Origin of the sequence: Alteromonas sp. KC3, from assembly GCF_016756315.1 — a bacterium.
GTDB lineage: Bacteria > Pseudomonadota > Gammaproteobacteria > Enterobacterales > Alteromonadaceae > Alteromonas.
In genome coordinates this window covers 51,996-74,179 of sequence record NZ_AP024235.1, presented here as the reverse complement: position 1 = coordinate 74,179, position 22,184 = coordinate 51,996, and the positions used below count along the sequence as shown (strand labels likewise).

Below are 22,184 nucleotides of genomic sequence, written 5' to 3'. Positions count from 1 at the left end.
GTGAAAAGCTCGTATTATTAATCTGTTAGTATGATACCACGTATAATGTATGTGTCAGCGACAATGACGCTAAACCATAATTATGTAGCCTCTTCTCGTTGACGCTTACATTTTTTGTAGTGCTACTACTTTTGCAGTAGTGCGTTTAAGCGCAGTTTTGCTACACTACCAGTGATTTTACTTTTTTCTTTGGTCTTTTGGTTTTTACCATGCTTAAGTCTTTATTCGTACGTTGTTTTTTATTGAGTTGTTTTGTTTTAGGCGCTAGTGCACCAGCATTAGCACAGGATAAAGCAAGCTACGCTTATTTAGGTCTAGAGCCTGAAATTGTGACTAACTATATTAGTGATAGTTCGGCCAAGCTCGGTTATGTTCGCGTGTCGGTAGAGCTTATGATCCACGATGTAAGCCAGCTTGAAATTGCTGAGCACCATTTGCCATTGCTGCGCGCCACCGCAATAGAAATTTTTGGTCAACAGCCCTCTGAGAAAGTTAAGTCGCTCACGGGCCGCGAAGATATTCGTCGCGCTATTTTGAAGGCGCTGCAAGATCATATGAAGCAAGAAACTGGCGGCGAAGTGATTAAAAACGTAATTTTTACGAAATACTTGTATCAAGGCGCTTAAGCTAAAGTCGCTATAACGCTATTTTGAAGTACGCAGAAAAGCGAGCATTAGCTCGCTTTTTTTGACCCTAGGCTCAGTAACGCTGCAAGTAAACAGCCTGAGATAAGCCCCGCAGTATGAGCAGCGTTTGCCATGCTCACCCACAGAATATCGGCATAGCCTAATACCAGCCATACCAACATAAAGCCCACTATCGAGTTAGGTAGTGACAAGCCCCAATTCGGGCGTAGCCAACCAAGCCACCACACAAAACCCATAACGGCATACACAACCCCAGACAGGCCGCCAAACAGAAACATATTATTGCTCATTGGCTCGCTAAATAATGCTTGGGCACCATTTGACACAACCGCTGACACCACAAACACTATCAACAACATGCTTAGCCCAAAGGTGCGCTCTATTTTAGCCCCAAGCATCGCCCACCACAGCAAATTAAACACAATATGCAGTATGGAAAAATGAATAAAAGCCGGGCCTAGCAGTCGCCACCATTCATGATTTTCGGCCAGCACTGAAAATGGCTGCATAAGTAAATGCTTAGCTATAGGAGCAAACAATCCCAGCAGCGAGAGCCCGTAAATGACCGCACACAACAGGAAAACCACTGTTGTGAAGGGAGCACTTTTGGCATCGCTAATAATAGTAGCTGCTGAAAATCCACTTGGAGTGCGTGCCAAGCGCACGTTTTTGCCGTTATCCCAGGCGGCCTGCTGATACTTTGGATCGGTGGGATTATTTACAAAGTCTTGCGCTATTGCCTGGGCTCTTTCAGTGTGCTCGTCGTTAGCGAGTACAACAACAAACTCGTTGTTGTCGGTTGAGTTAGTGTGCTGCACTACATTCGCGGGAATTTGCTGGCTTGTTAAATAGTTTGCAAGAAGATGCGCCGGACTTTGTTGATTGAAGGCGATTAATGGCTGACCCATGAATACGTGAAATCCCTAGACGGTCGTTGATTGAAATGAATATACCTTAAGGATTGTGTTCAAAACAAAAAAATAAAGGTGCGTAATGCACCTTTATTTACTTTTTATTCCGTCACTACCGGGTTGGCTAAGCGCCACGCTTCAAAGCCACCATCCATGCTGTACACGGTTTCAAAGCCTTGCTGTGCGATAACCTGTGCAGCCTGCTGACTGCTCACTCCGTGATAGCACACCACAACCACAGGCGTATCTTTCGGGGTTTGATCGATAAACGCTGCGAAATTGTCATTGTTTAACGGTGCTGCGTTCGGCATGTGCCCATTAGCAAATGATTCGGGATCGCGGATATCAACAATGGCTACATCGCCTTGGAAATTCGCCACGTCTTGTACGCTAATGTGTGAAAATGCTGTCATTATTGCCAGTCCAAAATAACTTTGCCTGATTGTCCTGAGCCCATGGTATCAAACCCTTTCTGAAAGTCATCAATAGAAAAGGTGTGAGTGATAATAGGCGACAAATCAAGACCACTTTGTAGCAAACTTGCCATTTTGTACCAGGTTTCAAACATTTCGCGACCGTAGATACCTTTGATTACCAGCCCTTTAAAAATAACCTGGTTCCAATCTACCGCTACGTCCTGCGGGGGAATACCCAACATAGCAATCTTACCGCCGTGATTCATCTTGTTTAGCATGTCTCGGAATGCCACTGGCACGCCTGACATTTCTAAGCCGACATCGAAGCCTTCCGTCATGCCTAATTCGTTCATCACGTCTTTTAAGTCTTCTTTGCTCACATCTACGGCGCGAGTTGCCCCCATTTTCTTCGCCAATTCTAGACGATAGGGGTTGATATCGGTCACGACAACATGGCGAGCACCTACGTGTTTTGCTACCGCCGCAGCCATTATACCGATAGGGCCTGCGCCAGTAATAAGAACGTCCTCGCCGACTAAGTCGAAGCTCAGCGCAGTATGAACAGCGTTACCAAACGGGTCGAAGATAGAAGCAAGGTCGTCGCTAATATTATCTGGAATTTTAAACGCATTAAACGCTGGAATAACCAGGTATTCAGCAAAGGCGCCCGGACGATTTACCCCGACTCCTTCAGTATTACGGCACAAATGGCGGCGCCCAGCGCGACAGTTTCGGCAATGTCCACATGTAATGTGTCCTTCGCCCGACACACGGTCACCCACGTTGAAGCCTTTTACTTCTTCACCCATGCCAACCACTTCACCTACGTACTCATGCCCTACCACCATAGGCACTGGGATTGTGTTTTGTGACCACTCATCCCAGTTATAAATGTGCATGTCAGTACCGCAAATTGCCGTCTTGCGAATTTTAATGAGTAGGTCGTTGTGGCCCACTTCAGGCTTTGGCGTGTCTTGAAGCCAAATGCCTTTCTCTGCTTTCGCTTTAACTAACGACTTCATGAAATTACTCCCATTTCACGACCTACTTCAATAAACGCGTCGACCGCTTTATCAACGTGTTCTAGGCTGTGACCTGCTGACATTTGAGTACGAATACGTGCCTGACCTTTGGGTACAACTGGGTACGAGAAGCCAATGACGTAAATGCCTTTCTCAAGCAGTTTGTCAGCCATGTCACTGGCTAGACGAGCGTCACCTAACATAACAGGAATAATAGCGTGATCTTTACCTGCAAGTGTAAAGCCGGCTTCTTCCATACGCGTGCGGAAATGGTTTGCATTACGCCATAGTTGAGCACGAAGCGCGTCGCCCTCTTTCATCATTTCGAACACTTTAATTGATGCAGATACAATGGGTGGCGCAACAGAGTTTGAGAACAAGTAAGGGCGCGAACGCTGACGTAGCCATTCAACGACTTCTTTTTTGCCCGAAGTATAACCACCAGACGCACCGCCTAGGGCTTTACCTAATGTACCGGTAATGATGTCAACACGGCCCATTACACCGCAGTACTCATGGCTACCACGACCATTTTCACCCAAGAAACCCGTAGCGTGACAATCGTCTACCATTACCATGGCATCGTATTTGTCCGCTAAATCACAAATTGACGCTAGGTCGGCAATAACGCCGTCCATTGAGAAAACACCGTCTGTTGCGATAAGTTTAAAGCGAGCGCCATCGGCATCAGCTTGTTTAAGCTGCTCTTCTAATGCGGCCATGTCGTTATTGGCATAGCGATAACGTTTTGCTTTACACAAACGCACGCCATCGATAATGCTGGCGTGATTTAGCGCGTCAGAAATAATGGCATCTTCTGGGCCAAGTAACGTTTCAAACAAACCGCCGTTTGCGTCGAAGCACGATGGGTAAAGAATGGTATCTTCTGTGCCTAGAAAGTCACTAATAGCACTTTCTAGTTGCTTGTGAATGTCTTGAGTGCCGCAGATAAAGCGTACCGATGCTACACCAAAGCCATGGCTATCTAAGCCTTGTTTTGCGGCGTCGATTAAGCTGTCGTTGTTTGCTAATCCAAGGTAGTTGTTGGCACAAAAGTTAATTACGTGTTCGCCATTAGCTACGCCGATGTCAGCTTGTTGCTGAGACGTAATTACACGTTCTTTTTTGTACAAACCATCTTGTTTGGTGGCTTCAATTTGCGATTGCAAATGAGAAATAAATGCCGCAGACATGCCATTCTCCGAGTGTAGGTATATATAAAACCGCTAGTTTAATGAAAGCAGCCTTATGGGTACACACTCTTGTGCTATATTTAACGCCTTAAACGACAAACTTTGTAAATTATTTAGCACACCATCACCTCTTTTAAGGCAATGGTGTGCTTTTTATTGAGTACCTAGGCTGACTCTTTCCAAAAACCCAGTGACACTTTGTCGTGAAGTACGTCCCAAATAGCAGATTCAGGAATAGGTTTACTGATTAAGTAGCCTTGCCCAATATGGCAATCGAAATGACACAAGAGCTCGTATTGCTCACCAGACTCGATCCCTTCAGCAACGACTTCCATCCCCATGTTACTCACCATCGCGATAGTGGAATGCACAATATTTCTGTCGTCGGCACTGTTGGCAATATTGGCAACAAAAGAGCGGTCAATTTTAATGAAATCCGCTGGTAGCGCTTTTAAGTAGCTCAGCGAAGAATACCCCGTTCCGAAGTCATCAATAGCAATCATACAACCCATGTCGCGAATAGTGCGCATAATGCCTGTTGCTCTGTCTATATCAGACACCAGTACGGTTTCTGTGAGCTCTAGGCACACTTGCTCTGGTGCAATTTCGTTCTGAATAATTTGCTGTTGTAGAAACTCAGGCAAACTAGGGTCAAGAAATTGCCCTGCCGACAAGTTGATGGCTAATTTAAGATCGCGGTACCCATTATTTTTAAGCTCTCGAATGATATTGGTTGACCGTGTAACAACCCAATAATCGAGCTCTAGCATAAAAGAGGTGTTTTCAAGCAGCGGAATGAATTCAGCAGGTGATATATCACCCTTGGTAGGATGAGCCCAGCGCAGCAATGCTTCAAAACCCACTAACTTACCGGTATGCATTTCGACTTGAGGCTGTAGCGCCAAAGAGAACTGATTGTCGCGTAAGGCTTCGCGCGCCTCCGATTCTAGTTCTACCTTTTGCATTACCTTTAAATTCATGGTGGCATCGTACACCCGATACCCTGCACCTTTTTTCGCTTTTGCTTCATACATAGCAATGTCAGCGTGACGCAACAATTCTACTGGCGTAGCGCGAGCATGACTGGTGATTGCAATACCTATGCTAATAGAGACGTAAAAAGAGGTGCCGTCTACCTCGATGGGCTTATTGAACTCGTCTATGAGTTTTTGCGCAACAATATCCACCTGCTTTTTGGTTTCAATGTTAGACAGCAATACTACAAACTCGTCACCACCAAAGCGCGACGCAATGTCTGTTTCGCGTATGGGTTTGGAAATACGCATAGCCGCGGCTTTTAGCAATTTATCTCCAACGTCATGGCCGTGGCTGTCGTTTACTTTCTTAAAGTCGTCCAAATCCATAAACATAAGTGCCACTAAGCGGTCATCGCGCAAAGAACCAGCCAGTTGTTTCTCAATTTGAAACGTAAGCATATTGCGATTAGGCAACCCAGTGAGCACATCAAACATTGCCATTTTTTCTAATTTAGCAGTGTTAACCGCCATTTGGCCGTCGAAGCTTTCTAGTTGTCTAGCTAAGTTATTGGCGGCGTCTTCAACCACATCCAGTTCGTCAGTTAAGTTAAAAAACGGCTTTTTCCTGCGTTTTGCAGCAGAGGTGTAGAACTCGTTAAATTTGTGATCAGCCAGCATAGGCAAACGCTCACTTACGCCCAGAAGACGCGTGCGATACTGATTTAGAAATATATACAGCAATAATGAGAACACACAAAACAGCGCTATAGCACTTGAGATAACAATTACCTGATATTGCTTATTTTGCTGCACCATTGCTGTTATATCTTGCACAATGAGCAAGTAAGGATCATCGCCACTAGCATGGCTAAAGGGCAATAGGCTGACCAGCAATTGCTGACTACCCAATGGTACGTTCATACCTCGAATGATTAAATCATCCAATGACCAACCGGCGGGAAAAGCTAAGAGAAGATTGTTCAAATACTGCCTGTTTGCCGCAGACAATTGACTAGCAACCACTAATTGAGGATTGCCTAGAGGTGTATTTTTTTGTTGCACTATGGCCACTTTGTGTACATCTGTAGCGCGACTGAAAAGATACAGTAGCTCTCGCATAGAAGTAGACACCACAATAACAGGAATATTATCTGTACTGGCCATAACGGGAATAGAGATGTAGTGCGTGCACACTCTGGTACAAGAGAGTATTGAGCGGCTTTCGAATGACGCGCGAGTAGTACTCACAAGTTGAGACACTGCATCGCTAACCTTAATATTGTCTTTGTTAATTGCACCAGCTTGGTCAAACAGAAGCAGCTGCTCTACTTGAAAGTTAAGAATGAGATATTCACTTAAGCTGTTAAGCGTTGTGTGCAGTTCATCTAAATTGACATTGGTTGGATCGCTACGGTGGCTAATGATGTCAATCAGCGTAATCATACGGTTGTGTAGAATTTCCTCGAACAATTGCACCCGTCGTTGATGGCTAATTTGATTTTCACGTTGCTCCCGTAATACACGCGCATCTGACTCTTTGATAAGCACAGTAGAAATAACCACAGTAACGGTAAGTACCATGGCTAAAAGGATGACAATGGTCTTGGTGGTAAAAGAGACGCGAACGGTCATAGTCCTACCTTAGAACCAATACATCAATTGCACAGACCACATTTCCCACTCTTTTTGCGCATGAGATGCAACGTCTCGATTGAGTAAACTGACCACGCGCGTGGCGCCATCTACCCAGTGGTATTCTCCTTGAAGACGCCATTTAGGTGCGATGTCATAACGAAAACCCAATGTAATGGTATCTTGATAGCCAAAATAGGCGGGAATTGTGCCGCCAGACAGTGCCTCTAGTCTTTCGCCGTTCGGGTCTGATTCATCATTCACATAAGTGTCGTAACCCAAAAGACCGCTGAACTGACTGTTGAATAAGTAGCGAACCTGTATAAAGCCACCTTCTCCACGTCTTCTGTCAACAAAGTCAGGTGCAAATAAGCCTTCGCTATCTTGTATTTCTCTTACAAGTTCAGACGACACCTCCCAGTTTTCCGCAAAATATTGGGCCGATATCATCATTCTACGAATATTTGCGCTACCCGCTAAACGATTGTCCATATCTGCTGGAGAATAGGTGAAGTCAGAGTCTAATAAACTCGCGCCCACTTTCCACGCCATGGTTGCAGGCTGCCAGAACACACTTGCTTGGTGCACAAAATCTTGCTTGATAGTGCCTTTTGCTTCATCACCTAATAAAAAGTCACGCTGAGAGTCATTGATAGAAGAGCGGCCGTAACTCCAGTTAATTTCCCAAATATTATGCTTACCATAATGGGCAAAGCTAGCAAGCAGCCCATTGCTGCCAAGTGCAACATCGCGAAAACCATCGAAATAGACTGACTGCGGCAATACAGATGTATACCGGGTCTGCGGTACATCGCGCGTTACTGAGTAAAGCCAGTGGCGATTTTTAAAGCGACCCGCATGAATATTCGCTTGCCACCCGCCAATGAGGTTGGGCAACTTCCAGTCCACAAATAAGTAATCTAAACGCGTGCCCTGCTCGAAACGATTGCCACCATCGAGGTAATTTACTTGGCCAGCTATGGAAATGTTCTCTGCCAGTTGATAATAACCATTAAAACCTATTTCGGTGAGCTCACTGGTAATATCATTATCATCAGTAATGAAAGTACTGTCTTTCGACTGAGTAATACCTTGTGACAAGTAACCATGCCAAGAAAAGTTTGTATGATTTGCTTTTGCTGTCGCACTGACAAAACACAACGCGAATAACCATTTTAGTTTCATGATTCTTCCACCTCAACGCGTCGTAGATTGACTACCTCAGAAGTCTCTAAGTAGCCTATTGCGCCTTTTGTACTCTCAAGCGCTTCAATGAGTGCTTGATAAGAAGATACACGTACAGGGGTCACGCCTTGGCCTGAGTACGTAATTTGGTCCCAAAGGCGGGACAACTGATAAGGGAACATTTGTAGAACGTCTCGACAGAATTGTTTATGTAGTTCGTTATTGTCGTGCAGTACGAATACTGTGATTTTAGTGCCGTCGCTCCAGTATTGTCGATGGCCGGTGAATATCTGACGAAGATCAGTGCGATTTAGCTCAGTCACCGAAACACTCTCATTCACCATGACATAAAGCTCTGCGGCATCAGCCCGTGACACGCATGCAAAAAAGACAATACTGACAAGTATTGCTTTTGGTATGCGTTTATAGTCAAAAACCACAGACAGCCATCGCAAAGCGGGCTTTTTCATTTGGTAACGACTCCCTGTTATTTCAAAGGAACACTTCGCAATGCTAAGTGTAGATAGTAGTTGATACTTTTACCTTACAATTAAGTAAATTAACCTACAAATGGCACGATTTTTTGTTTCACCATCTCAACGGAAATTTTTTCCATTAAATCACTACCCTTGGCTCGGGTTCCCCACGCTAACTCTGTCCAAGGTTTACCCTTTTGATTTTCTACACACTCGTCATACACCGATACCACATTGTCTAAATTGTTGTATGGTCCAGTTCGACGGGGATTCGAATGTGCGTATAGCCCAATTACCGGTGTACCCACTGTAGTTGCCATATGTGCTGGGCCAGTGTCAGGCGCAATTACTAGCATAGCGTGCTGTAATAACATGAGTAATTGGTGCAAAGAGGTTTGCCCAGTGTAATCGAGAAGCTCGGTGCTAGCATGCGCTTTTATGGCATCTGCTGTTTCTCTATCTAGCTTTCCGGGGCCGCCGCACAGTATCACAGTCACGTCTTTTGATTGGATATAATCGGCTATACTTGCGTATCGTTCTGGTAACCAATTTCTTTCTGCTTTACTGGCCGCTGGTGAAATAACGACATATTTTCCTAGTGAGTTCGCTTGTTTTTCTCCCCATAGGTGATCGTCTTCAGATACAGGAATGGCCCAAGATGGCGTTAAAACTTTAGGTACACCCAAGGCATCAGCAAAGTCCATAAAGCCATCAAGCACATGGGCATGACGATTAGCTGCTATACGTTTGTTAGCGAATAACCAATGCAGCTCTTTACTGCGCGCCCAATCAAAGCCAATTCGTTGTTTCGCTTTTATTACCCGCGACGCCAAATTGGCGCGCAGTGCAACTTGCATCATGAGTAGCGCATCAAATGTTTCGCCCGCCACGGCCTGTTTTAGTGCTTCAACAGCGACTTTGCCCTGTGACTTATCAAACACAATAAAGCGGATATTTGGCATGAGCTTAAGCAGTTGATACTCAATCTTGCCAATAACCCACGTAATTTCAGCATCGGGCCACTGAGTTTGAATTCGAGTTACCATGGCAGCTGCGTGACAAACATCACCTATTGCCGATAAACGCATTAAACAAATCTTTTTTCCCACAGAAGCTCTCTCGTTGCTGAAAAACCAAAATAAATCATTAGAATGTGAAATTTACCATAAGTTGTGGGCAACATGGCGACAATACGACGAGACATAGGTGCAGGACACCACTTTATTTTCGACGATAGCTTGGTCAGTCAACCAAACGAAGATATGTTCACGCCACACTTTTGGCACCTAGAAAACAAAGTAACAGGGCAAGCAAAGGGCCGTGGTACGACCATTTTTATTGAACACGAGCACCAGCATTGGGTGCTGCGTCACTACATACGCGGCGGCCTTGTAGGTAAGTTGCTCAGTGACCAATATGTCTTTTTGGGTGTTGAACGTTCTCGTCCGTTTGAAGAGTTCAGGCTACTTGCGCATATGCGCGACAAAGGGCTTCGCGTACCAGCACCTGTTGCCGCCCGTATTCATCGTCGAGGGGTTATTTACCGCGGCGACTTGATGACGCAAACCATTCCAAACAGTCACGATTTGCATAGAATGCTATGTGAAAAGCCGCTTAACGAAAGTGACTGGCAAAATGTTGGAAAAGCCTTAGCTGAAATGCATAACTGTCAGGTTTATCATCACGACGCTAATATTCGCAATATTATGATGGATGATAAGCGTGATATTTGGCTTATCGACTTTGATCGCTGCCATTTTCGGTCCGGTGACAAGTGGAAGAAAGAAAACTTGGCTCGCCTACTTCGCTCATTGCATAAAGAGAAAGCCAAAAACCTTGTGTTTCACTGGCAAATTGAGCAATGGCAAAGCTGTATTGATGGTTACAACGCGGTAAGCAACACCGCAGTGTAATTGGTATATTCTGTCAATGTGTTACAGTAAAAACTCGTTGGCCTTCACTGTATTGTACTAACAAAAAGACTCAACCCTATGCATACCAGAGCACTTTATCCCGGCACTTTTGACCCTATTACTAACGGTCATGCAGATTTAATTGAACGTGCGTCTCAGCTATTTTCACATGTTATCGTGGCAATCGCCTCTAACCCCAGTAAAAAACCACTGTTCACGCTAGAAGAGCGTGTCGAGATGATAAAAAAGGTTACCGCTGACCTACCGAATGTTGAAGTCGTTGGCTTCACGGGCTTATTAGCGGATTTTGCTGATCAGCAAAATGCGACCATTCTTATTCGCGGGTTACGCGCGGTCTCAGACTTTGAATACGAGTTTCAACTTGCCAATATGAACCGTAGGCTAAACCCCAAACTCGAAAGCGTATTTCTTACTCCGGCTGAAGAAAATTCCTTTATCTCGTCGACATTAGTAAAAGAAGTCGCCCTTCACCGCGGTGCAGTTGACGGTTTTTGCCACCCAGTAGTAGAGCAAGCCCTTAAAGATAGATTGCACAAAAAAACGTAGATATTTGATTGGAAAGTAGCATCTTAAGCAATAACGACTTGCCAGATGCTACTTATCAGCGCTGGCACTGGGTGCAGAAAAAGGTATTACGCTGTCCAATTACCTTACTCTCTATGGCTTTTCCGCACACTTCACACGCTTCACCTTTGCGGCCATAAACATTTAAGTGCTGTGCAAAATAGCCAGGTTTACCATCGGTTTGGGCAAAATCTTTTAGCGTAGTACCACCTTGCTCAATAGCTTTTGCCAATACTTGCTTAATAGTTTGCGTAAGGCGCTTATAACGCTCTGCACTGATTTTGCCTGCAGGACGCCTAGGGTCGATACCTGCCAAAAATAAGGCTTCATTTGCGTAGATGTTGCCAACTCCAACCACAATAGCGTTGTCCATAATGAAGTTTTTCACTGGTCCCTTTCGATTTCTAGAAAGGGTAAATAAGCGTTTATCATCAAACTCATCAGTAAGAGGCTCTGGACCCAGATTTTCAAGCATACTGAGCGATGTATTGGGCGCTTGCCAAAGTAGTGCGCCGAAGCGCCTTGGATCGTTAAAACGCAAGCACTTGCCAGTCTCAAGTACAATATCTACATGGTCGTGTTTAATTACGGGAGTTTGCGCATCAATAACACGTAATTTTCCTGACATGCCCAGATGAAGGATCAAGGTGCCGACATCGGTTTCAATAAGCAGGTACTTCGCTCTTCGTTTAACGGCATTGACAATATGGCCTTCAACACATGAAACTTCTTCTGGAATTGGCCAGCGCATCCTGCGCTCTCGCACAATAACGCGGCTAATTTTATTGCCAAGCAAATGAGGAGAAACGCCTAATCGGCTTACTTCGACTTCTGGTAATTCAGGCATTTATTGTATCCATGGAAGAAGTGTATTTAATTGCGCATTGGTAAGGGTGTACCAATTGTTATCAAATTTGACAACAGTGGGGCTTGTTTGAGGATAAAAGCCGTACACAAGCCCGTTAGTTTGGCCTGCAACCCAAACCACCACAACCAATGGCTGTGACGAAGATATTTGAGTAGGTACGCCCGAAATAGGCTCTAAGGCCGCTTGCTGCCACGCAGAGAATTGTTTATCTGGCGCGATGGCTATGCCTTCACCTCTTGTTCGCTGGCGCCACAGTTGCCCGCTGCGCTCAAGCGTATTTTCATCGTGCTCTATTTTTAACACGTAAGCGTCTTGGGGCAGCAAGCTTTGATATTGCGGTACATCTTGCTTTGGTAAAAAGCTATCTATATTGAACAACGCGATCATTAAAAGCATAGCTATGATCACAACATTGTTCATTGCGCGTTGAGATATTCTTGCCACCGATGCTCCTTAAGCAATTGTCATATCACGCTATAGTAAAGCCATAGTCGCACAGATGCCATGATGAGTTGATTACCTTTTTAGCGCCACCAAACGCTAAGATCGGATCAACAGGATCTTGGCGTAGGTAGTGCGATCCCATAACGCAAAAAACCCGGCAAAGGCCGGGTTTTCGTGGAGACAAAAGCAAGTGCTCTTTCTAAAAGGGCTTTACTTGATTTTTGCCTCTTTGAACATAACGTGCTTACGCACAACAGGATCAAACTTTTTGATCTCCATTTTGCCAGGCATGTTACGCTTGTTCTTATCAGTAGTGTAGAAGAAACCTGTACCTGCTGAAGAAACTAGTTTAATTTTATCACGCATTGTCGGCTTCCTTAGATTTTCTCACCACGGGCACGGATGTCAGTTAGTACTGAATCAATACCTTTCTTATCGATGATACGCATGCCTTTCGCAGACAAACGTAGTTTAACAAAACGGCTTTCGCTCTCAACCCAAAAACGGTGTGTTTGAAGGTTTGGTAAAAAGCGACGACGAGTCGCATTTCGTGCGTGTGAACGGTTATTACCAACCGTTGGACGCTTACCTGTTACTTGACATACTCTTGACATTGTATTTGTCTCCAGAACAACGATAACTGTCGCGTCAGTCAATCCCACCACTCAAACAGTCGTTGGGTCAAATGACGTATTACTATAAATTAGAGGGCGCATTTTATACAGCAAAGGCAGGATCATTTCAATAAGAAACTACAAAAAGGTTACTTTTTAGCTGTTTTATGCTTAAAAAACTGCCACCCTCGTCGCGATGGCGACATTATATACGTAACTGCGTTTTTATTTTAGCGACATTTTAAAAAATATTAGGTGCCGCTACACAAGGTCAGTACATGCGCAAAAAAAGGCTATACGTTTTAGCATAGCCTTTTTGCATAGTGCTTGTTAATCGAAGAACGGCGACCTAACTTCCGTTGCATCTATAAGTCGAATTGGTCGACGTAACATCTGACCACCGTCACGTGAAATCGGTACCCAAGGGAACAGTCCACGCCCTTTGGTAGGCTCTAGCAAGAACAGGTCTGTGGGTATCGAAATATAGAAACCTTTGGTAAAGCTTCCTTCACCATACTCTTCTGACGAGACATCGGTAAACGCGGCAAATGCCCCTACAATGATCCCGCTGTCGAAGCGTTTGGCGAAATCAATATTTACGCCCTTGTCTTTAGCAAGAAATTGCCCTGCACTCACACTAATTTGCGTATCGTGCAGGAATTCGGGCTTCCAGTATACGCTTGCATGCCCTGTAAAGGCTTCGTACTCTTCAGTACCAAGTTGGCTGTAAGGATCGCGCTGTTTTACATAGTTAAGATCTAAACCGTAAGCTACGCGACTGTCTACTGGGCGATACAGTATTTCACCACCAGCACCCGCAAACATAGTTTCTAAATAACCAGCGTATACTTGTCCAAAAACGTTCTCGCTTATATTGTCTTTGTACTGTAAAAATGCAGTGTCTAACCACACGTCGTTTTCAGATACATATTCACGAACACGTGTTCTTACACGGGGCAACGCGACCTCTTCGTTGTCTACCAGATAATTGAATTTATCGAAGTTATCAAGCAACGTAACACGCGCACTGCTTATAAATGCTAAGTTTTCATCAACTGCATATCCACCTGTTAGCAACAAACCCGTTTGATACAGGTAAAAATCTTCCGGATTACCGAAAGATTGCGTAAAGAAAAAGTCCGCACTATAAAACGCGCCTGTCGTATTCCTCGGATTGTACTCTTCAAGTTGCTCTTTATTAGGTGCTACGCGAAAGTAGGTGTCAGTAATATCTGCATCAACAGATTCATAGCGCGCAGCCGCAATAAAAGCCTCGGCATCAACCTGCGTATCCACCATTGGTATGCCGCCACTGTTATCAACAATATGGTATGTCTCAACGCTGTCTGGCAGTTCTGACGCAATTATACGACCAGTTCGTTCGATAGCCTCGTCCTGATCGCGATAAGAAAGCTGCGTACCGTAAAATGTTGCGCTGTCTTCTTCTATTTTGGCGTCAGATAATACAAAGCCACTTTCTCTAAGTAAGTCGCTGTAGAGGCGCGCTTTGTTAACATCATCAATACTTTTTGGCGTGTTACGCACGCGCAAGTTTCTAGGCTTCTCATCAAACTTAATTTGCGACGCCGTATTCATATTGAAACGATATGTAACACCAAATCCAACTGTATTACCACGCTGATAATTCAGGCTGAAATCAAGATCTTTATAGCGATATACCGCACCAATATTCCAACGCGAATCTTGCTCCAGACGCCCCGCTCTGTCGCGCGAATAGTCATTACCTTCAAGCTCGAGTTTAAGCGTAAGTGGCTCCCAAGGGGTTTGATACTCAATACCCCCAAAAAACGCCATCGTGCCCTTAAAAAACTGATCGTAGTCGACTTTTCCACCGCGACCAGAAAAACCTTCTGGGCGCTCACAGAAGCTATCTTTTAGCTTACAAAATGGGTTAGTAATGTCATCTGCAGTACCCATATAACCCCAACCTACACCAAGGTGGAAATCAAATGGACCTACTGATTTACTGGCATTCACATACTCGCTTTCAAAAAAGCCCGTTCCGCCAAAGTCACGAAAGCCCACGCTGATGTCAGGCAAGTAATAACTTTCTTTCCACAGTCTGAACTTAACGTCTAGACCTTTGTCCTTAAGAGTTTGATCACCACTGAATGAATCAACTTGACTGTATAACTGCGTACGCACGTCAGTATAGCGGGCAGTGGCTTCCATCCAGTCGTAAAGCTGAATATTTACGGACCAAAAGCGATATTCACCATTGTCAGTATAGTTAATAGCCATACCGCCTTCGTCACGCATTCGTGCCGTTGGAGTTTGGATAAGCCCATTGCCGCCTTGTACCATTTGAGAAGGCTTAACGCGGATTTGCGTATCGGCATGAGCAGCAGAGGACAACACGCTGCCTACCACTATAGCCAGCGCTGTTTTCTTTGAAATTAATGACACATTCATTGAGGAAGAACCCTGTGTACGGCTAACGCGGCAACGCGTTTGTTCAGTACTTTAAGCTTATTACTGAAAAGTTCTGGAGAAATCGGCACGTAAACCTGACTGCCAGGCATAAGCTGAGAAAAATCGAGATTCCAGTAGGCGATACCTCGCTCTTCTACATCGCCTTGCGGCGTGATGATATAGACATAACTTCTATCAGCATCTACCGCTTTTTTAACTGTATCGACCGCGGTATACACTGACGTATCACTTTGATGCTGATAAGCACCCGGCTTAATAACAGCCCCTGAAAAATGCACTACATTGGGTCGGCCATTTAAACGAATCCAATATTTACCTGGTTGAAACATTGGATTTTCTTCGAAAAACAAACGAGCTCGATTGTACGAAACCGGCATGTCGATACGCGTTGACACTGTCCATGTCGCCACCTGCTCGTATAAATTTTCAAGCGCGATAAAGGTGTCTGAATCACTGTCAAAACGCGTCATTAAGTCGCGAATTTCAATCAAGATGGCCGCTTTTTCGTCTTCTGCATGCGTATCAGTTAAATTGAATACGGCCGCAGTTGGCCAATACCAGTCGCCATTTTCTGCAATCAATGACAACACACTCGATAATCTAAGTGGGCGCTCAAACTGATACGTTTGTTTATTTAACATTACGCTAAGTGTGCTTTCTTGAGCAACACTGCTAGTGGATAGCAAGGTTGTTAATACAGTACATGCAAAAACAAGTCGTCTAATCACTTCACTGCTCCTTGCTCTGTCATTTCACGAACAATACGGCTCAGATACACCATGTCGTAAGTGTCTCCTACAGGGCTAAATTGTTGCGTAGATGCCAACAACTGCTTGGTCGATTTATGAAGATAGTAGGTGTTTTCCCATTCAAGACCGATATCGATAAAAGGCGTGTATTCAGGAAAAGAGACGGTCTCTACAATTTTTAACAATGGAATAGAGAAACCCAAGTATTCTCGGGTGACTTCGCCTTCAATTCGCCATGATGAATTCACAGGTAAGCCGTAGCCGACCCCAGAAACATCGACTTTGCGCTGCCAGCTATACGACAAGACATCACTGGTACCAAGCGGATTATGTTGAAGGTTTCCTGTATAAAAAAGGTCGCTATCAAGGCCTTCCGTTTTCACTATAATACCGTGGTGCATAGTGAAAATAACGTTATCTCCGGATACCCAGCGATATTTATCGCCATCAATGTACGCAAGTGCCAACGATGCAGTATCTCTCTCACCTGCTTTTATTTGCATAAGATCCGCTTTGCTCGCAGCGATCTCTTCTATGGTGTAGGTTACTGATCTGTCTTTAAGCGCTAATTTAAGAGTGTTGTAGTATGCAGATGTCGTCGTGGAACAGCCAGAAAGAAGAATCAAAACTGACCCAGCCATAGCCAGTAAAAAATGTGATTTCATTGAAATGTGCCGACTAAAAGATAAATTTTCTACGAAAATAAAAAAGCCGCTAATAAAAGCGGCTTTTTCGAATACGCTATTTTTTACTGTACGGTCGGAGCGTAAGTAAATGTAACAGGCACAGTGATTGTGCTTGTCATAGTACCAGTACCAGTAACCGTTACTGTGTTAGTTGTGCCAACACATACGTCACCAGCTAGTTGGTCATCACCTTCACACACTAGTGTGTCTTCATCATCAACAACACGTGCATTTGCAGAGTTGTTGTTAGCGATACCAGCAACGATACCCGCTGCCACTACTGCTGTAGCAATTGTGCCGCCAGATACTGCACCAACACCACCAGCACCAGAGCCGCCTTCGCCGTCTTGTGCGTTTACACCTGCCGCCATAGTTGCGGCTGCAAATAATGCAATAATTGACTTCTTCATAACAGTCCTTTAAAAAAAATAACCCACTAATATCCTATGCTAAATCATTTTCACCTATTTGACTAGATTCTAAGCGAAAAATGATTCAAGTTTCTTATCTTAGCAAGCCTCGTTGTGCGAATGAAACAGTTTCTTTGTCTCCAACCACAAAATGATCGAGCACTGGCACGTCGATCGCTTTCATCGCGTCTTTGATCTCACCTGTCAACCGAATATCTGCATGGCTAGGTTCTGCAATGCCTGAGGGGTGATTGTGCACTAGGATCACAGCGGCTGCATTGTCGATCATCACTTGTTTGATCAATTCTCTGGGATAAACCGCAGCACTATTGATCGTGCCATTAAACATAGTGCGAAATGCGATAAGTTGATGCTGACTGTCTAACATCAATAAAGCGAACTTCTCTTGTTCACAATCTCTTAATTTTGCTTGTAAATAACGCTTTGTGTCATCCACGTTATTAAAGACATCCTGCCGTTTTAATTGAATTTCCAGGTTTCTTCTAAAAAGCTCAAATCCCGCTTGAAACTGCGCATATTTGCATGGCCCTAATCCTGCTATATCTGAAAACTGAGTGAGTGACGCGGTAACCACACCGCGCAGATCCTTGAATTTGTGCAACAAGTCATGTGCAACTACCAACGCTGATTTACCTTTTATTCCTTTCCCTAAAAGTACAGCGATAAGCTCAGCATCGCTTAGGCTGTGTACGCCTTGTTCAAGTAGCTTTTCTCTGGGCCGCTCACTTTTGGGCCATACCTTTATTGACATTATGTGTAATACCACAGTATTTATCGTGATGAGTGTTATAAAAGAAATACGTCGCTGTAACGACTGTATTAAAGACGGGTTTCGCCACAAAATCGTCTTTGCAGCTTTGGTTCAGCTATCCGATTTTTGTCGAGCATGGTAGGCTAAAGCTAACTTGTGAAATGTTCATTTACTATGTCAATTGCCAATAAAAATATCCTACTTGGTGTTACAGGCGGTATTGCTGCCTATAAGGCACCTGATCTTGTGAGAAAATTAACAGCGCTTGGCGCTAATGTACGCGTTGTATTAACCGACTCAGCTGCAGAGTTTGTCAGTCCGTTGTCACTACAGGCTGTTTCGGGCAACCCTGTTCATCAACATTTGTTAGACCCTGCAGCGGAAGCAGCGATGGGCCATATAGAATTGGCAAAATGGGCCGATATATTGGTTATTGCACCTGCCACTGCGAATACGTTAGCCAAACTGGCTCATGGTATGGCTGATGATTTACTGACCACACTGTATCTTGCAACGACTGCCCGCGTTTTCATTGCGCCAGCTATGAACCAACAAATGTGGAAAGCACCCGCAACGCAGTCAAATTTGAGTTTACTAGCAAGTCGGGATACCTATTTTATTGGTCCTGCCAGCGGTGAACAGGCATGTGGTGATATAGGTGCGGGTAGAATGGTTGAGCCTATTGATATTGCCAATGAAATCGCGCAGGCTTTTCAAGTGGCAAACGAACTCACTGTTTTGCTCGACACACTTAGCGATAAACGTATCACTATCACCGCAGGCCCTACACGTGAACCGCTTGACCCCGTTCGCTACATTTCTAACCACAGTTCTGGAAAAATGGGATTTGCTATTGCACAGGCTGCTGCACAAGCAGGTGCAAACGTTACTTTAGTCGCGGGGCCAGTGTCCCTGCCGACACCAAATGGGTGTGAACGTGTGGATGTTACAAGTGCACAAGAGATGTTAGATGCTTGTCTGTCACTTGTACCGACAACTGATATATTTATTAGCACTGCCGCAGTAGCGGATTACAGGGCAGCAAATGTAGCAGATAACAAAATTAAGAAAACAGGTGATGAGTTAACACTTACTTTTGTTAAAAACCCTGATATTCTAGCTACAGTTTCTGAGCGAAAAGATAGACCATTTTGTGTTGGCTTTGCCGCTGAAAGCCAAGATGTGGAAACCTATGCGCGTGCTAAGCTTGTTAAAAAGCAACTTAACATGATTGCGGCCAATGATATAACAGCAGAAGGTTTAGGGTTTAATAGCGATAAAAACGCATTACATGTTATTTGGCCTGAGGGTGACAAAAAGCTACCCGCCACCAGCAAGGACAACTTGGCTATGCAGTTATTATCGCTAATTGCACAACAATATTCGGCCGTTCAGAAAAACTAACAGATACTTTCTAAGTGTCGATAATAACAATAATAAATACAACAAATTGGCATAAGCCAACTTAACATGGAGCCCGTGCGTATTACGTGCGGTTGCGGAGGAAATACAGTCGTCATGCCTGCTGTCAAAAAAACAAATCGCAGAGCGCAAATTCTGCAAGCACTTGCTGGAATGTTAGAAACCAGCCCAGGTCAACGAATAACTACTGCAAAACTAGCGGAAAAAGTTGGGGTTTCAGAGGCCGCACTATACCGTCACTTCCCTAGTAAGGCGAGAATGTTTGAAGGCCTTATTGAGTTTATTGAAGATACGTTGTTTACGCGAATCAATAAAATTGTAAACGAAGAAAAAGATTCACTAACACGCTGTCAGCTTATTTTGCATCTTATTTTAGGTTTTGCTGAAAAGAACCCTGGTATTACACGTATTTTGAACGGTGATGCATTAATGGGCGAGCAAGAGCGGTTACGTGCGCGTATTGCTAAGCTTTTTGAGCGACTTGAGACTCAGTTAAAACAAGTATTGCGTGAACGAAAACTTCGCGAAGGTAAGACATTATCTGCCGACGAAGCGATTATAGCCAATATGCTTATTAGCTACACAGATGGACGCATTAATGCGTTTATTCGCAGTGGCTTTACTCGCAAACCCACTGAACAATTCAACGAGCAGTGGAATACATTTAAACAAATGTTTATTTAACACATTAGCATAGCCATTAAAGCCCGCTACAGGCGGTGCTTTAATGGTAGCTCATTATGCTTTTGGCAGCATCATCTTAAGCTTCAGTGTTGCTCTAAATAGTCCACTATACGCACCGAACTTTGCCCATCCGTTGGACCTACGTGATTTTCGGTATATTCCTTACGCTCTTTTTCAAACAGTGACTTATCGCGCATTTGTTTTGTCACGGCCTCTTTTAGTTCCGAAAAGTCGTTAATATGCATACCAATATTTTGGTAAATCACGTTGTCCTTGCCAAAGCGTTTCTCAAAGCGGTATTTAAAAATACCTCGGTATGACCATTTCAGTTTAAAGAAATTACATACGATTACAGGCTTAGCAAGTGCTACAAATTCAAATAGCGTGCTTGATGCTTCGCTGATGAGAATGTCCGCTTCCTTCATAAAAGGTAGCAATGAAATGTCTAATTCAGTTGCCACATAGGTATTGCTAAACTGCGACCACTTTTTCAGTTTTTTGCGCTGATTTTTGTAAGCTTCACGGGTATAAGTGAATGTGTGCGGTTTAATGAGTATGTTGAACTCGTTAAACTGACTAGGCCAATTATCGGGAAAACGCTCTAGTGAACTCGGATTGAACGTAGGCGCAAATAACAGCGTTGGTTTGTCTTTGTCGAGTCCAAGCTTGTTGTAATCTAACCCTGGTTCAGTCTGATTAAAAAGTGGGTCTAACTTAGAAAAGCCAACCTGCACAAATGTATCATTTGGGTACAGTTCTTTAATTTTAACAAGGCGCTCTTTTCCTTCAATAAACCTCACTGTCATAGGCGTACACGACTTGTGGTAGTAGCTAGGTTTAGGCCCAACGCCGTGGCCAAGTTGCGCCGTTTTACTAACGTTGTGAATTTCATCTAAGTACGAGAAAGAATTACCAAAGAATATCCAGTCTGGGGCGTCTTTTAAGTATAACTCTTTTGCCGCTTTTTCATCATCAACCCAGCAATATTCATAGGCAAGCGCAGACAATACCTGTTCAAATTTTTGCGCATCATTTTTGTTGCTATAACACACCAGTTTAATTTGGTGGCCCCGCTTGGCTAGTTCATCACAAATAGGAAGAAATTGGGGCAAGTAATAAACATTGACGGTATCAAACGCTATTTTCATAAAATTCTTTTTCTATCATTTCTATTAAGTAGTACCAAAAAACGTGTGTGACTGTGCGCAGCACATGGTTTGTATTACACTATGTCACCTGTCCATTAACGCAACGAGAGCTATGCTAAACGCCACCCTATCAAAATTCGGATATCCCGAGAGCCTTATTAAAACCTATGACTATTGGCACGTGCTATTAAGACCAGGTCAAGTAACGCTGGGGTCTTTGGTACTTGTTTGCAAAGAAGATGTCTTTCAATACTCAGATATTTCTGACGAAGCAGCGAAAGAACAAAAGCAAGTTGTTGCTGATATTGAAAGGGTACTTAAAAAGCGTTTCAACTTCAGCAAAATAAATTATTTAATGTTGATGATGGTCGATCCCATCGTTCATTTCCATGTTATTCCTCGATATGAGCATCCCGTCAGCTTCTGCGAGAAGCAGTTCGAAGACAAGCACTGGCCAAAGCCACCTGTTTTAGGTGATGTACTTGAGTTAGACGATGTCTATATCAATGAATTAAGGTCTACGCTGAAAGCAGACTTTGCCTTGATCAACGATGATGCCATTGAAGTTGGCAAGAAATACCGAAGAATGTACACGTCAGGCTGCTTCGATATTTTCCATCAGGGTCACCTAAATATACTTAAGAAAACCAAAGCGCTTTGTGACTACTTGATTGTGGGTGTCTCTACTGACGAGTTAATTGAAAAGTCTAAAGGCCGTCCCCCACTTATTCCATTTGAAGAGCGTATCTCTATTTTAGAGTCAAACCGATTTGTGGATGAGGTAATTCCGCAAATAGACAAAAACAAACAGAAAGTGGTTGATGAGTATAACATTGATGCTATTTCTGTCGGTTCAGATTGGAAAGGAAAATACCCAAGTGTGACTTGCGATATGGTGTATTTCGACTATACGCCAAACGTAAGTTCAACTGTGTTAAAACGAAAACTTTAATCGAAAAATAGAGCTAGCAGTGCG

24 protein-coding genes are annotated in these 22,184 nt (G+C 43.9%); 6 read left to right on the top strand and 18 right to left on the bottom strand.

Going from position 1 to position 22,184, the window contains the following annotated elements; genetic code table 11:
• Positions 1–209: 209 nt before the first annotated feature.
• Positions 210–626, top strand: a complete 417-nt coding sequence (locus tag JN178_RS00345; RefSeq protein WP_202263080.1) for a flagellar basal body-associated protein FliL — start codon at positions 210–212, stop codon at positions 624–626.
• Positions 627–673: 47 nt separating this feature from the next.
• Here JN178_RS00345 and glpG read toward each other — a convergent pair whose 3' ends face one another.
• The 8 genes from glpG to JN178_RS00305 form a co-directional block, all read right to left on the bottom strand.
• Complete coding sequence (gene glpG / locus JN178_RS00340) at positions 674–1,555, bottom strand: rhomboid family intramembrane serine protease GlpG (RefSeq protein ID WP_202263079.1); 882 nt, start codon at positions 1,553–1,555, stop codon at positions 674–676.
• Between the two features lie 104 nt (positions 1,556–1,659).
• Positions 1,660–1,971, bottom strand: a complete 312-nt coding sequence (gene glpE / locus JN178_RS00335) for a thiosulfate sulfurtransferase GlpE (protein ID WP_202263078.1) — start codon at positions 1,969–1,971, stop codon at positions 1,660–1,662.
• A complete protein-coding gene (gene tdh / locus JN178_RS00330; protein WP_202263077.1) occupies positions 1,971–2,996 on the bottom strand; it encodes an L-threonine 3-dehydrogenase in 1,026 nt (341 codons plus the stop codon). Before tdh ends, glpE begins: the two co-directional genes overlap by 1 nt.
• A complete protein-coding gene (gene kbl / locus JN178_RS00325) occupies positions 2,993–4,189 on the bottom strand; it encodes a glycine C-acetyltransferase (RefSeq protein ID WP_202263076.1) in 1,197 nt (398 codons plus the stop codon). Before kbl ends, tdh begins: the two co-directional genes overlap by 4 nt.
• A 164-nt stretch (positions 4,190–4,353) precedes the next feature.
• Complete coding sequence (locus JN178_RS00320) at positions 4,354–6,798, bottom strand: putative bifunctional diguanylate cyclase/phosphodiesterase (RefSeq protein WP_202263075.1); 2,445 nt, start codon at positions 6,796–6,798, stop codon at positions 4,354–4,356.
• A gap of 9 nt (positions 6,799–6,807) precedes the next feature.
• On the bottom strand, positions 6,808–7,983 hold the full coding sequence (locus JN178_RS00315; RefSeq protein WP_202263074.1) for a hypothetical protein: 1,176 nt from the start codon (positions 7,981–7,983) through the stop codon (positions 6,808–6,810).
• Complete coding sequence (locus JN178_RS00310; protein ID WP_202263073.1) at positions 7,980–8,453, bottom strand: substrate-binding domain-containing protein; 474 nt, start codon at positions 8,451–8,453, stop codon at positions 7,980–7,982. Before JN178_RS00310 ends, JN178_RS00315 begins: the two co-directional genes overlap by 4 nt.
• A gap of 89 nt (positions 8,454–8,542) precedes the next feature.
• Entirely contained in the window at positions 8,543–9,568 is a 1,026-nt protein-coding gene (locus JN178_RS00305) for a glycosyltransferase family 9 protein (RefSeq protein ID WP_332460851.1), read from the bottom strand.
• Between the two features lie 72 nt (positions 9,569–9,640).
• On the opposite strand from JN178_RS00305, the gene JN178_RS00300 reads away from it, so the two are divergent.
• The gene (locus JN178_RS00300; protein WP_232369647.1) at positions 9,641–10,372 is read left to right on the top strand and encodes a 3-deoxy-D-manno-octulosonic acid kinase; all 732 of its coding nucleotides are present in this window, start codon (positions 9,641–9,643) and stop codon (positions 10,370–10,372) included.
• 78 nt (positions 10,373–10,450) lie between these two features.
• On the top strand, positions 10,451–10,939 hold the full coding sequence (coaD, locus tag JN178_RS00295; protein WP_202263071.1) for a pantetheine-phosphate adenylyltransferase: 489 nt from the start codon (positions 10,451–10,453) through the stop codon (positions 10,937–10,939).
• Between the two features lie 55 nt (positions 10,940–10,994).
• Here coaD and mutM read toward each other — a convergent pair whose 3' ends face one another.
• From mutM to radC, 9 genes are all read right to left on the bottom strand, one after another.
• Complete coding sequence (gene mutM, locus JN178_RS00290) at positions 10,995–11,804, bottom strand: bifunctional DNA-formamidopyrimidine glycosylase/DNA-(apurinic or apyrimidinic site) lyase (protein ID WP_202263070.1); 810 nt, start codon at positions 11,802–11,804, stop codon at positions 10,995–10,997.
• Positions 11,805–12,269 (bottom strand): hypothetical protein, encoded by a 465-nt coding sequence (locus tag JN178_RS00285; protein ID WP_202263069.1) that lies wholly within the window; start codon positions 12,267–12,269, stop codon positions 11,805–11,807. It abuts the gene before it with no gap.
• A 210-nt stretch (positions 12,270–12,479) separates the two neighbouring features.
• Positions 12,480–12,635, bottom strand: a complete 156-nt coding sequence (rpmG, locus tag JN178_RS00280; RefSeq protein ID WP_013786148.1) for a 50S ribosomal protein L33 — start codon at positions 12,633–12,635, stop codon at positions 12,480–12,482.
• Positions 12,636–12,646: 11 nt separating this feature from the next.
• Positions 12,647–12,883: a 50S ribosomal protein L28 gene (rpmB, locus tag JN178_RS00275; RefSeq protein WP_012516576.1), complete on the bottom strand. Its 237-nt coding sequence runs from the start codon at positions 12,881–12,883 to the stop codon at positions 12,647–12,649.
• A 330-nt stretch (positions 12,884–13,213) separates the two neighbouring features.
• On the bottom strand, positions 13,214–15,316 hold the full coding sequence (locus tag JN178_RS00270) for a YjbH domain-containing protein (RefSeq protein WP_202263068.1): 2,103 nt from the start codon (positions 15,314–15,316) through the stop codon (positions 13,214–13,216).
• Complete coding sequence (locus JN178_RS00265) at positions 15,313–16,065, bottom strand: capsule biosynthesis GfcC family protein (protein WP_232369646.1); 753 nt, start codon at positions 16,063–16,065, stop codon at positions 15,313–15,315. The genes JN178_RS00270 and JN178_RS00265 overlap by 4 nt, the downstream gene beginning before the upstream one ends.
• Positions 16,062–16,751 (bottom strand): YjbF family lipoprotein, encoded by a 690-nt coding sequence (locus JN178_RS00260; protein ID WP_202263067.1) that lies wholly within the window; start codon positions 16,749–16,751, stop codon positions 16,062–16,064. Before JN178_RS00260 ends, JN178_RS00265 begins: the two co-directional genes overlap by 4 nt.
• A gap of 83 nt (positions 16,752–16,834) precedes the next feature.
• Positions 16,835–17,182, bottom strand: a complete 348-nt coding sequence (locus JN178_RS00255; RefSeq protein WP_202263066.1) for a hypothetical protein — start codon at positions 17,180–17,182, stop codon at positions 16,835–16,837.
• A gap of 94 nt (positions 17,183–17,276) precedes the next feature.
• Positions 17,277–17,954 (bottom strand): RadC family protein, encoded by a 678-nt coding sequence (gene radC, locus JN178_RS00250; protein ID WP_202263065.1) that lies wholly within the window; start codon positions 17,952–17,954, stop codon positions 17,277–17,279.
• A gap of 174 nt (positions 17,955–18,128) precedes the next feature.
• Here radC and coaBC point away from each other — a divergent pair, with 174 nt between their 5' ends.
• Together coaBC and slmA are read left to right on the top strand one after the other, a co-directional pair.
• The gene (gene coaBC, locus JN178_RS00245; protein WP_202265820.1) at positions 18,129–19,358 is read left to right on the top strand and encodes a bifunctional phosphopantothenoylcysteine decarboxylase/phosphopantothenate--cysteine ligase CoaBC; all 1,230 of its coding nucleotides are present in this window, start codon (positions 18,129–18,131) and stop codon (positions 19,356–19,358) included.
• 114 nt (positions 19,359–19,472) lie between these two features.
• A complete protein-coding gene (slmA, locus tag JN178_RS00240; RefSeq protein ID WP_202263064.1) occupies positions 19,473–20,060 on the top strand; it encodes a nucleoid occlusion factor SlmA in 588 nt (195 codons plus the stop codon).
• Between the two features lie 83 nt (positions 20,061–20,143).
• On the opposite strand, the gene JN178_RS00235 is transcribed toward slmA, so the two are convergent.
• Positions 20,144–21,208 (bottom strand): CDP-glycerol glycerophosphotransferase family protein, encoded by a 1,065-nt coding sequence (locus JN178_RS00235; protein ID WP_202263063.1) that lies wholly within the window; start codon positions 21,206–21,208, stop codon positions 20,144–20,146.
• A 112-nt stretch (positions 21,209–21,320) separates the two neighbouring features.
• On the opposite strand from JN178_RS00235, the gene JN178_RS20110 reads away from it, so the two are divergent.
• Positions 21,321–22,160 carry an adenylyltransferase/cytidyltransferase family protein gene (locus JN178_RS20110; RefSeq protein WP_232369645.1) on the top strand — a complete coding sequence of 280 codons (840 nt, stop codon included), beginning with the start codon at positions 21,321–21,323 and terminating at the stop codon, positions 22,158–22,160.
• Positions 22,161–22,184: the final 24 nt, after the last annotated feature.

What these genes read in the sequence shown, in the direction of transcription:
- JN178_RS00345 (WP_202263080.1), top strand. Translation starts at nt 210, where the DNA reads ATGCTTAAGTCTTTATTCGTACGTTGTTTTTTATTGAGTTGTTTTGTT.
- glpG (WP_202263079.1), bottom strand. Translation starts at nt 1,555, where the DNA reads ATGGGTCAGCCATTAATCGCCTTCAATCAACAAAGTCCGGCGCATCTT.
- glpE (WP_202263078.1), bottom strand. Translation starts at nt 1,971, where the DNA reads ATGACAGCATTTTCACACATTAGCGTACAAGACGTGGCGAATTTCCAA.
- tdh (WP_202263077.1), bottom strand. Translation starts at nt 2,996, where the DNA reads ATGAAGTCGTTAGTTAAAGCGAAAGCAGAGAAAGGCATTTGGCTTCAA.
- kbl (WP_202263076.1), bottom strand. Translation starts at nt 4,189, where the DNA reads ATGTCTGCGGCATTTATTTCTCATTTGCAATCGCAAATTGAAGCCACC.
- JN178_RS00320 (WP_202263075.1), bottom strand. Translation starts at nt 6,798, where the DNA reads ATGACCGTTCGCGTCTCTTTTACCACCAAGACCATTGTCATCCTTTTA.
- JN178_RS00315 (WP_202263074.1), bottom strand. Translation starts at nt 7,983, where the DNA reads ATGAAACTAAAATGGTTATTCGCGTTGTGTTTTGTCAGTGCGACAGCA.
- JN178_RS00310 (WP_202263073.1), bottom strand. Translation starts at nt 8,453, where the DNA reads ATGAAAAAGCCCGCTTTGCGATGGCTGTCTGTGGTTTTTGACTATAAA.
- JN178_RS00300 (WP_232369647.1), top strand. Translation starts at nt 9,641, where the DNA reads ATGGCGACAATACGACGAGACATAGGTGCAGGACACCACTTTATTTTC.
- coaD (WP_202263071.1), top strand. Translation starts at nt 10,451, where the DNA reads ATGCATACCAGAGCACTTTATCCCGGCACTTTTGACCCTATTACTAAC.
- mutM (WP_202263070.1), bottom strand. Translation starts at nt 11,804, where the DNA reads ATGCCTGAATTACCAGAAGTCGAAGTAAGCCGATTAGGCGTTTCTCCT.
- rpmG (WP_013786148.1), bottom strand. Translation starts at nt 12,635, where the DNA reads ATGCGTGATAAAATTAAACTAGTTTCTTCAGCAGGTACAGGTTTCTTC.
- rpmB (WP_012516576.1), bottom strand. Translation starts at nt 12,883, where the DNA reads ATGTCAAGAGTATGTCAAGTAACAGGTAAGCGTCCAACGGTTGGTAAT.
- JN178_RS00270 (WP_202263068.1), bottom strand. Translation starts at nt 15,316, where the DNA reads ATGAATGTGTCATTAATTTCAAAGAAAACAGCGCTGGCTATAGTGGTA.
- JN178_RS00260 (WP_202263067.1), bottom strand. Translation starts at nt 16,751, where the DNA reads ATGAAATCACATTTTTTACTGGCTATGGCTGGGTCAGTTTTGATTCTT.
- JN178_RS00255 (WP_202263066.1), bottom strand. Translation starts at nt 17,182, where the DNA reads ATGAAGAAGTCAATTATTGCATTATTTGCAGCCGCAACTATGGCGGCA.
- radC (WP_202263065.1), bottom strand. Translation starts at nt 17,954, where the DNA reads ATGTCAATAAAGGTATGGCCCAAAAGTGAGCGGCCCAGAGAAAAGCTA.
- coaBC (WP_202265820.1), top strand. Translation starts at nt 18,129, where the DNA reads ATGTCAATTGCCAATAAAAATATCCTACTTGGTGTTACAGGCGGTATT.
- slmA (WP_202263064.1), top strand. Translation starts at nt 19,473, where the DNA reads ATGCCTGCTGTCAAAAAAACAAATCGCAGAGCGCAAATTCTGCAAGCA.
- JN178_RS00235 (WP_202263063.1), bottom strand. Translation starts at nt 21,208, where the DNA reads ATGAAAATAGCGTTTGATACCGTCAATGTTTATTACTTGCCCCAATTT.
- JN178_RS20110 (WP_232369645.1), top strand. Translation starts at nt 21,321, where the DNA reads ATGCTAAACGCCACCCTATCAAAATTCGGATATCCCGAGAGCCTTATT.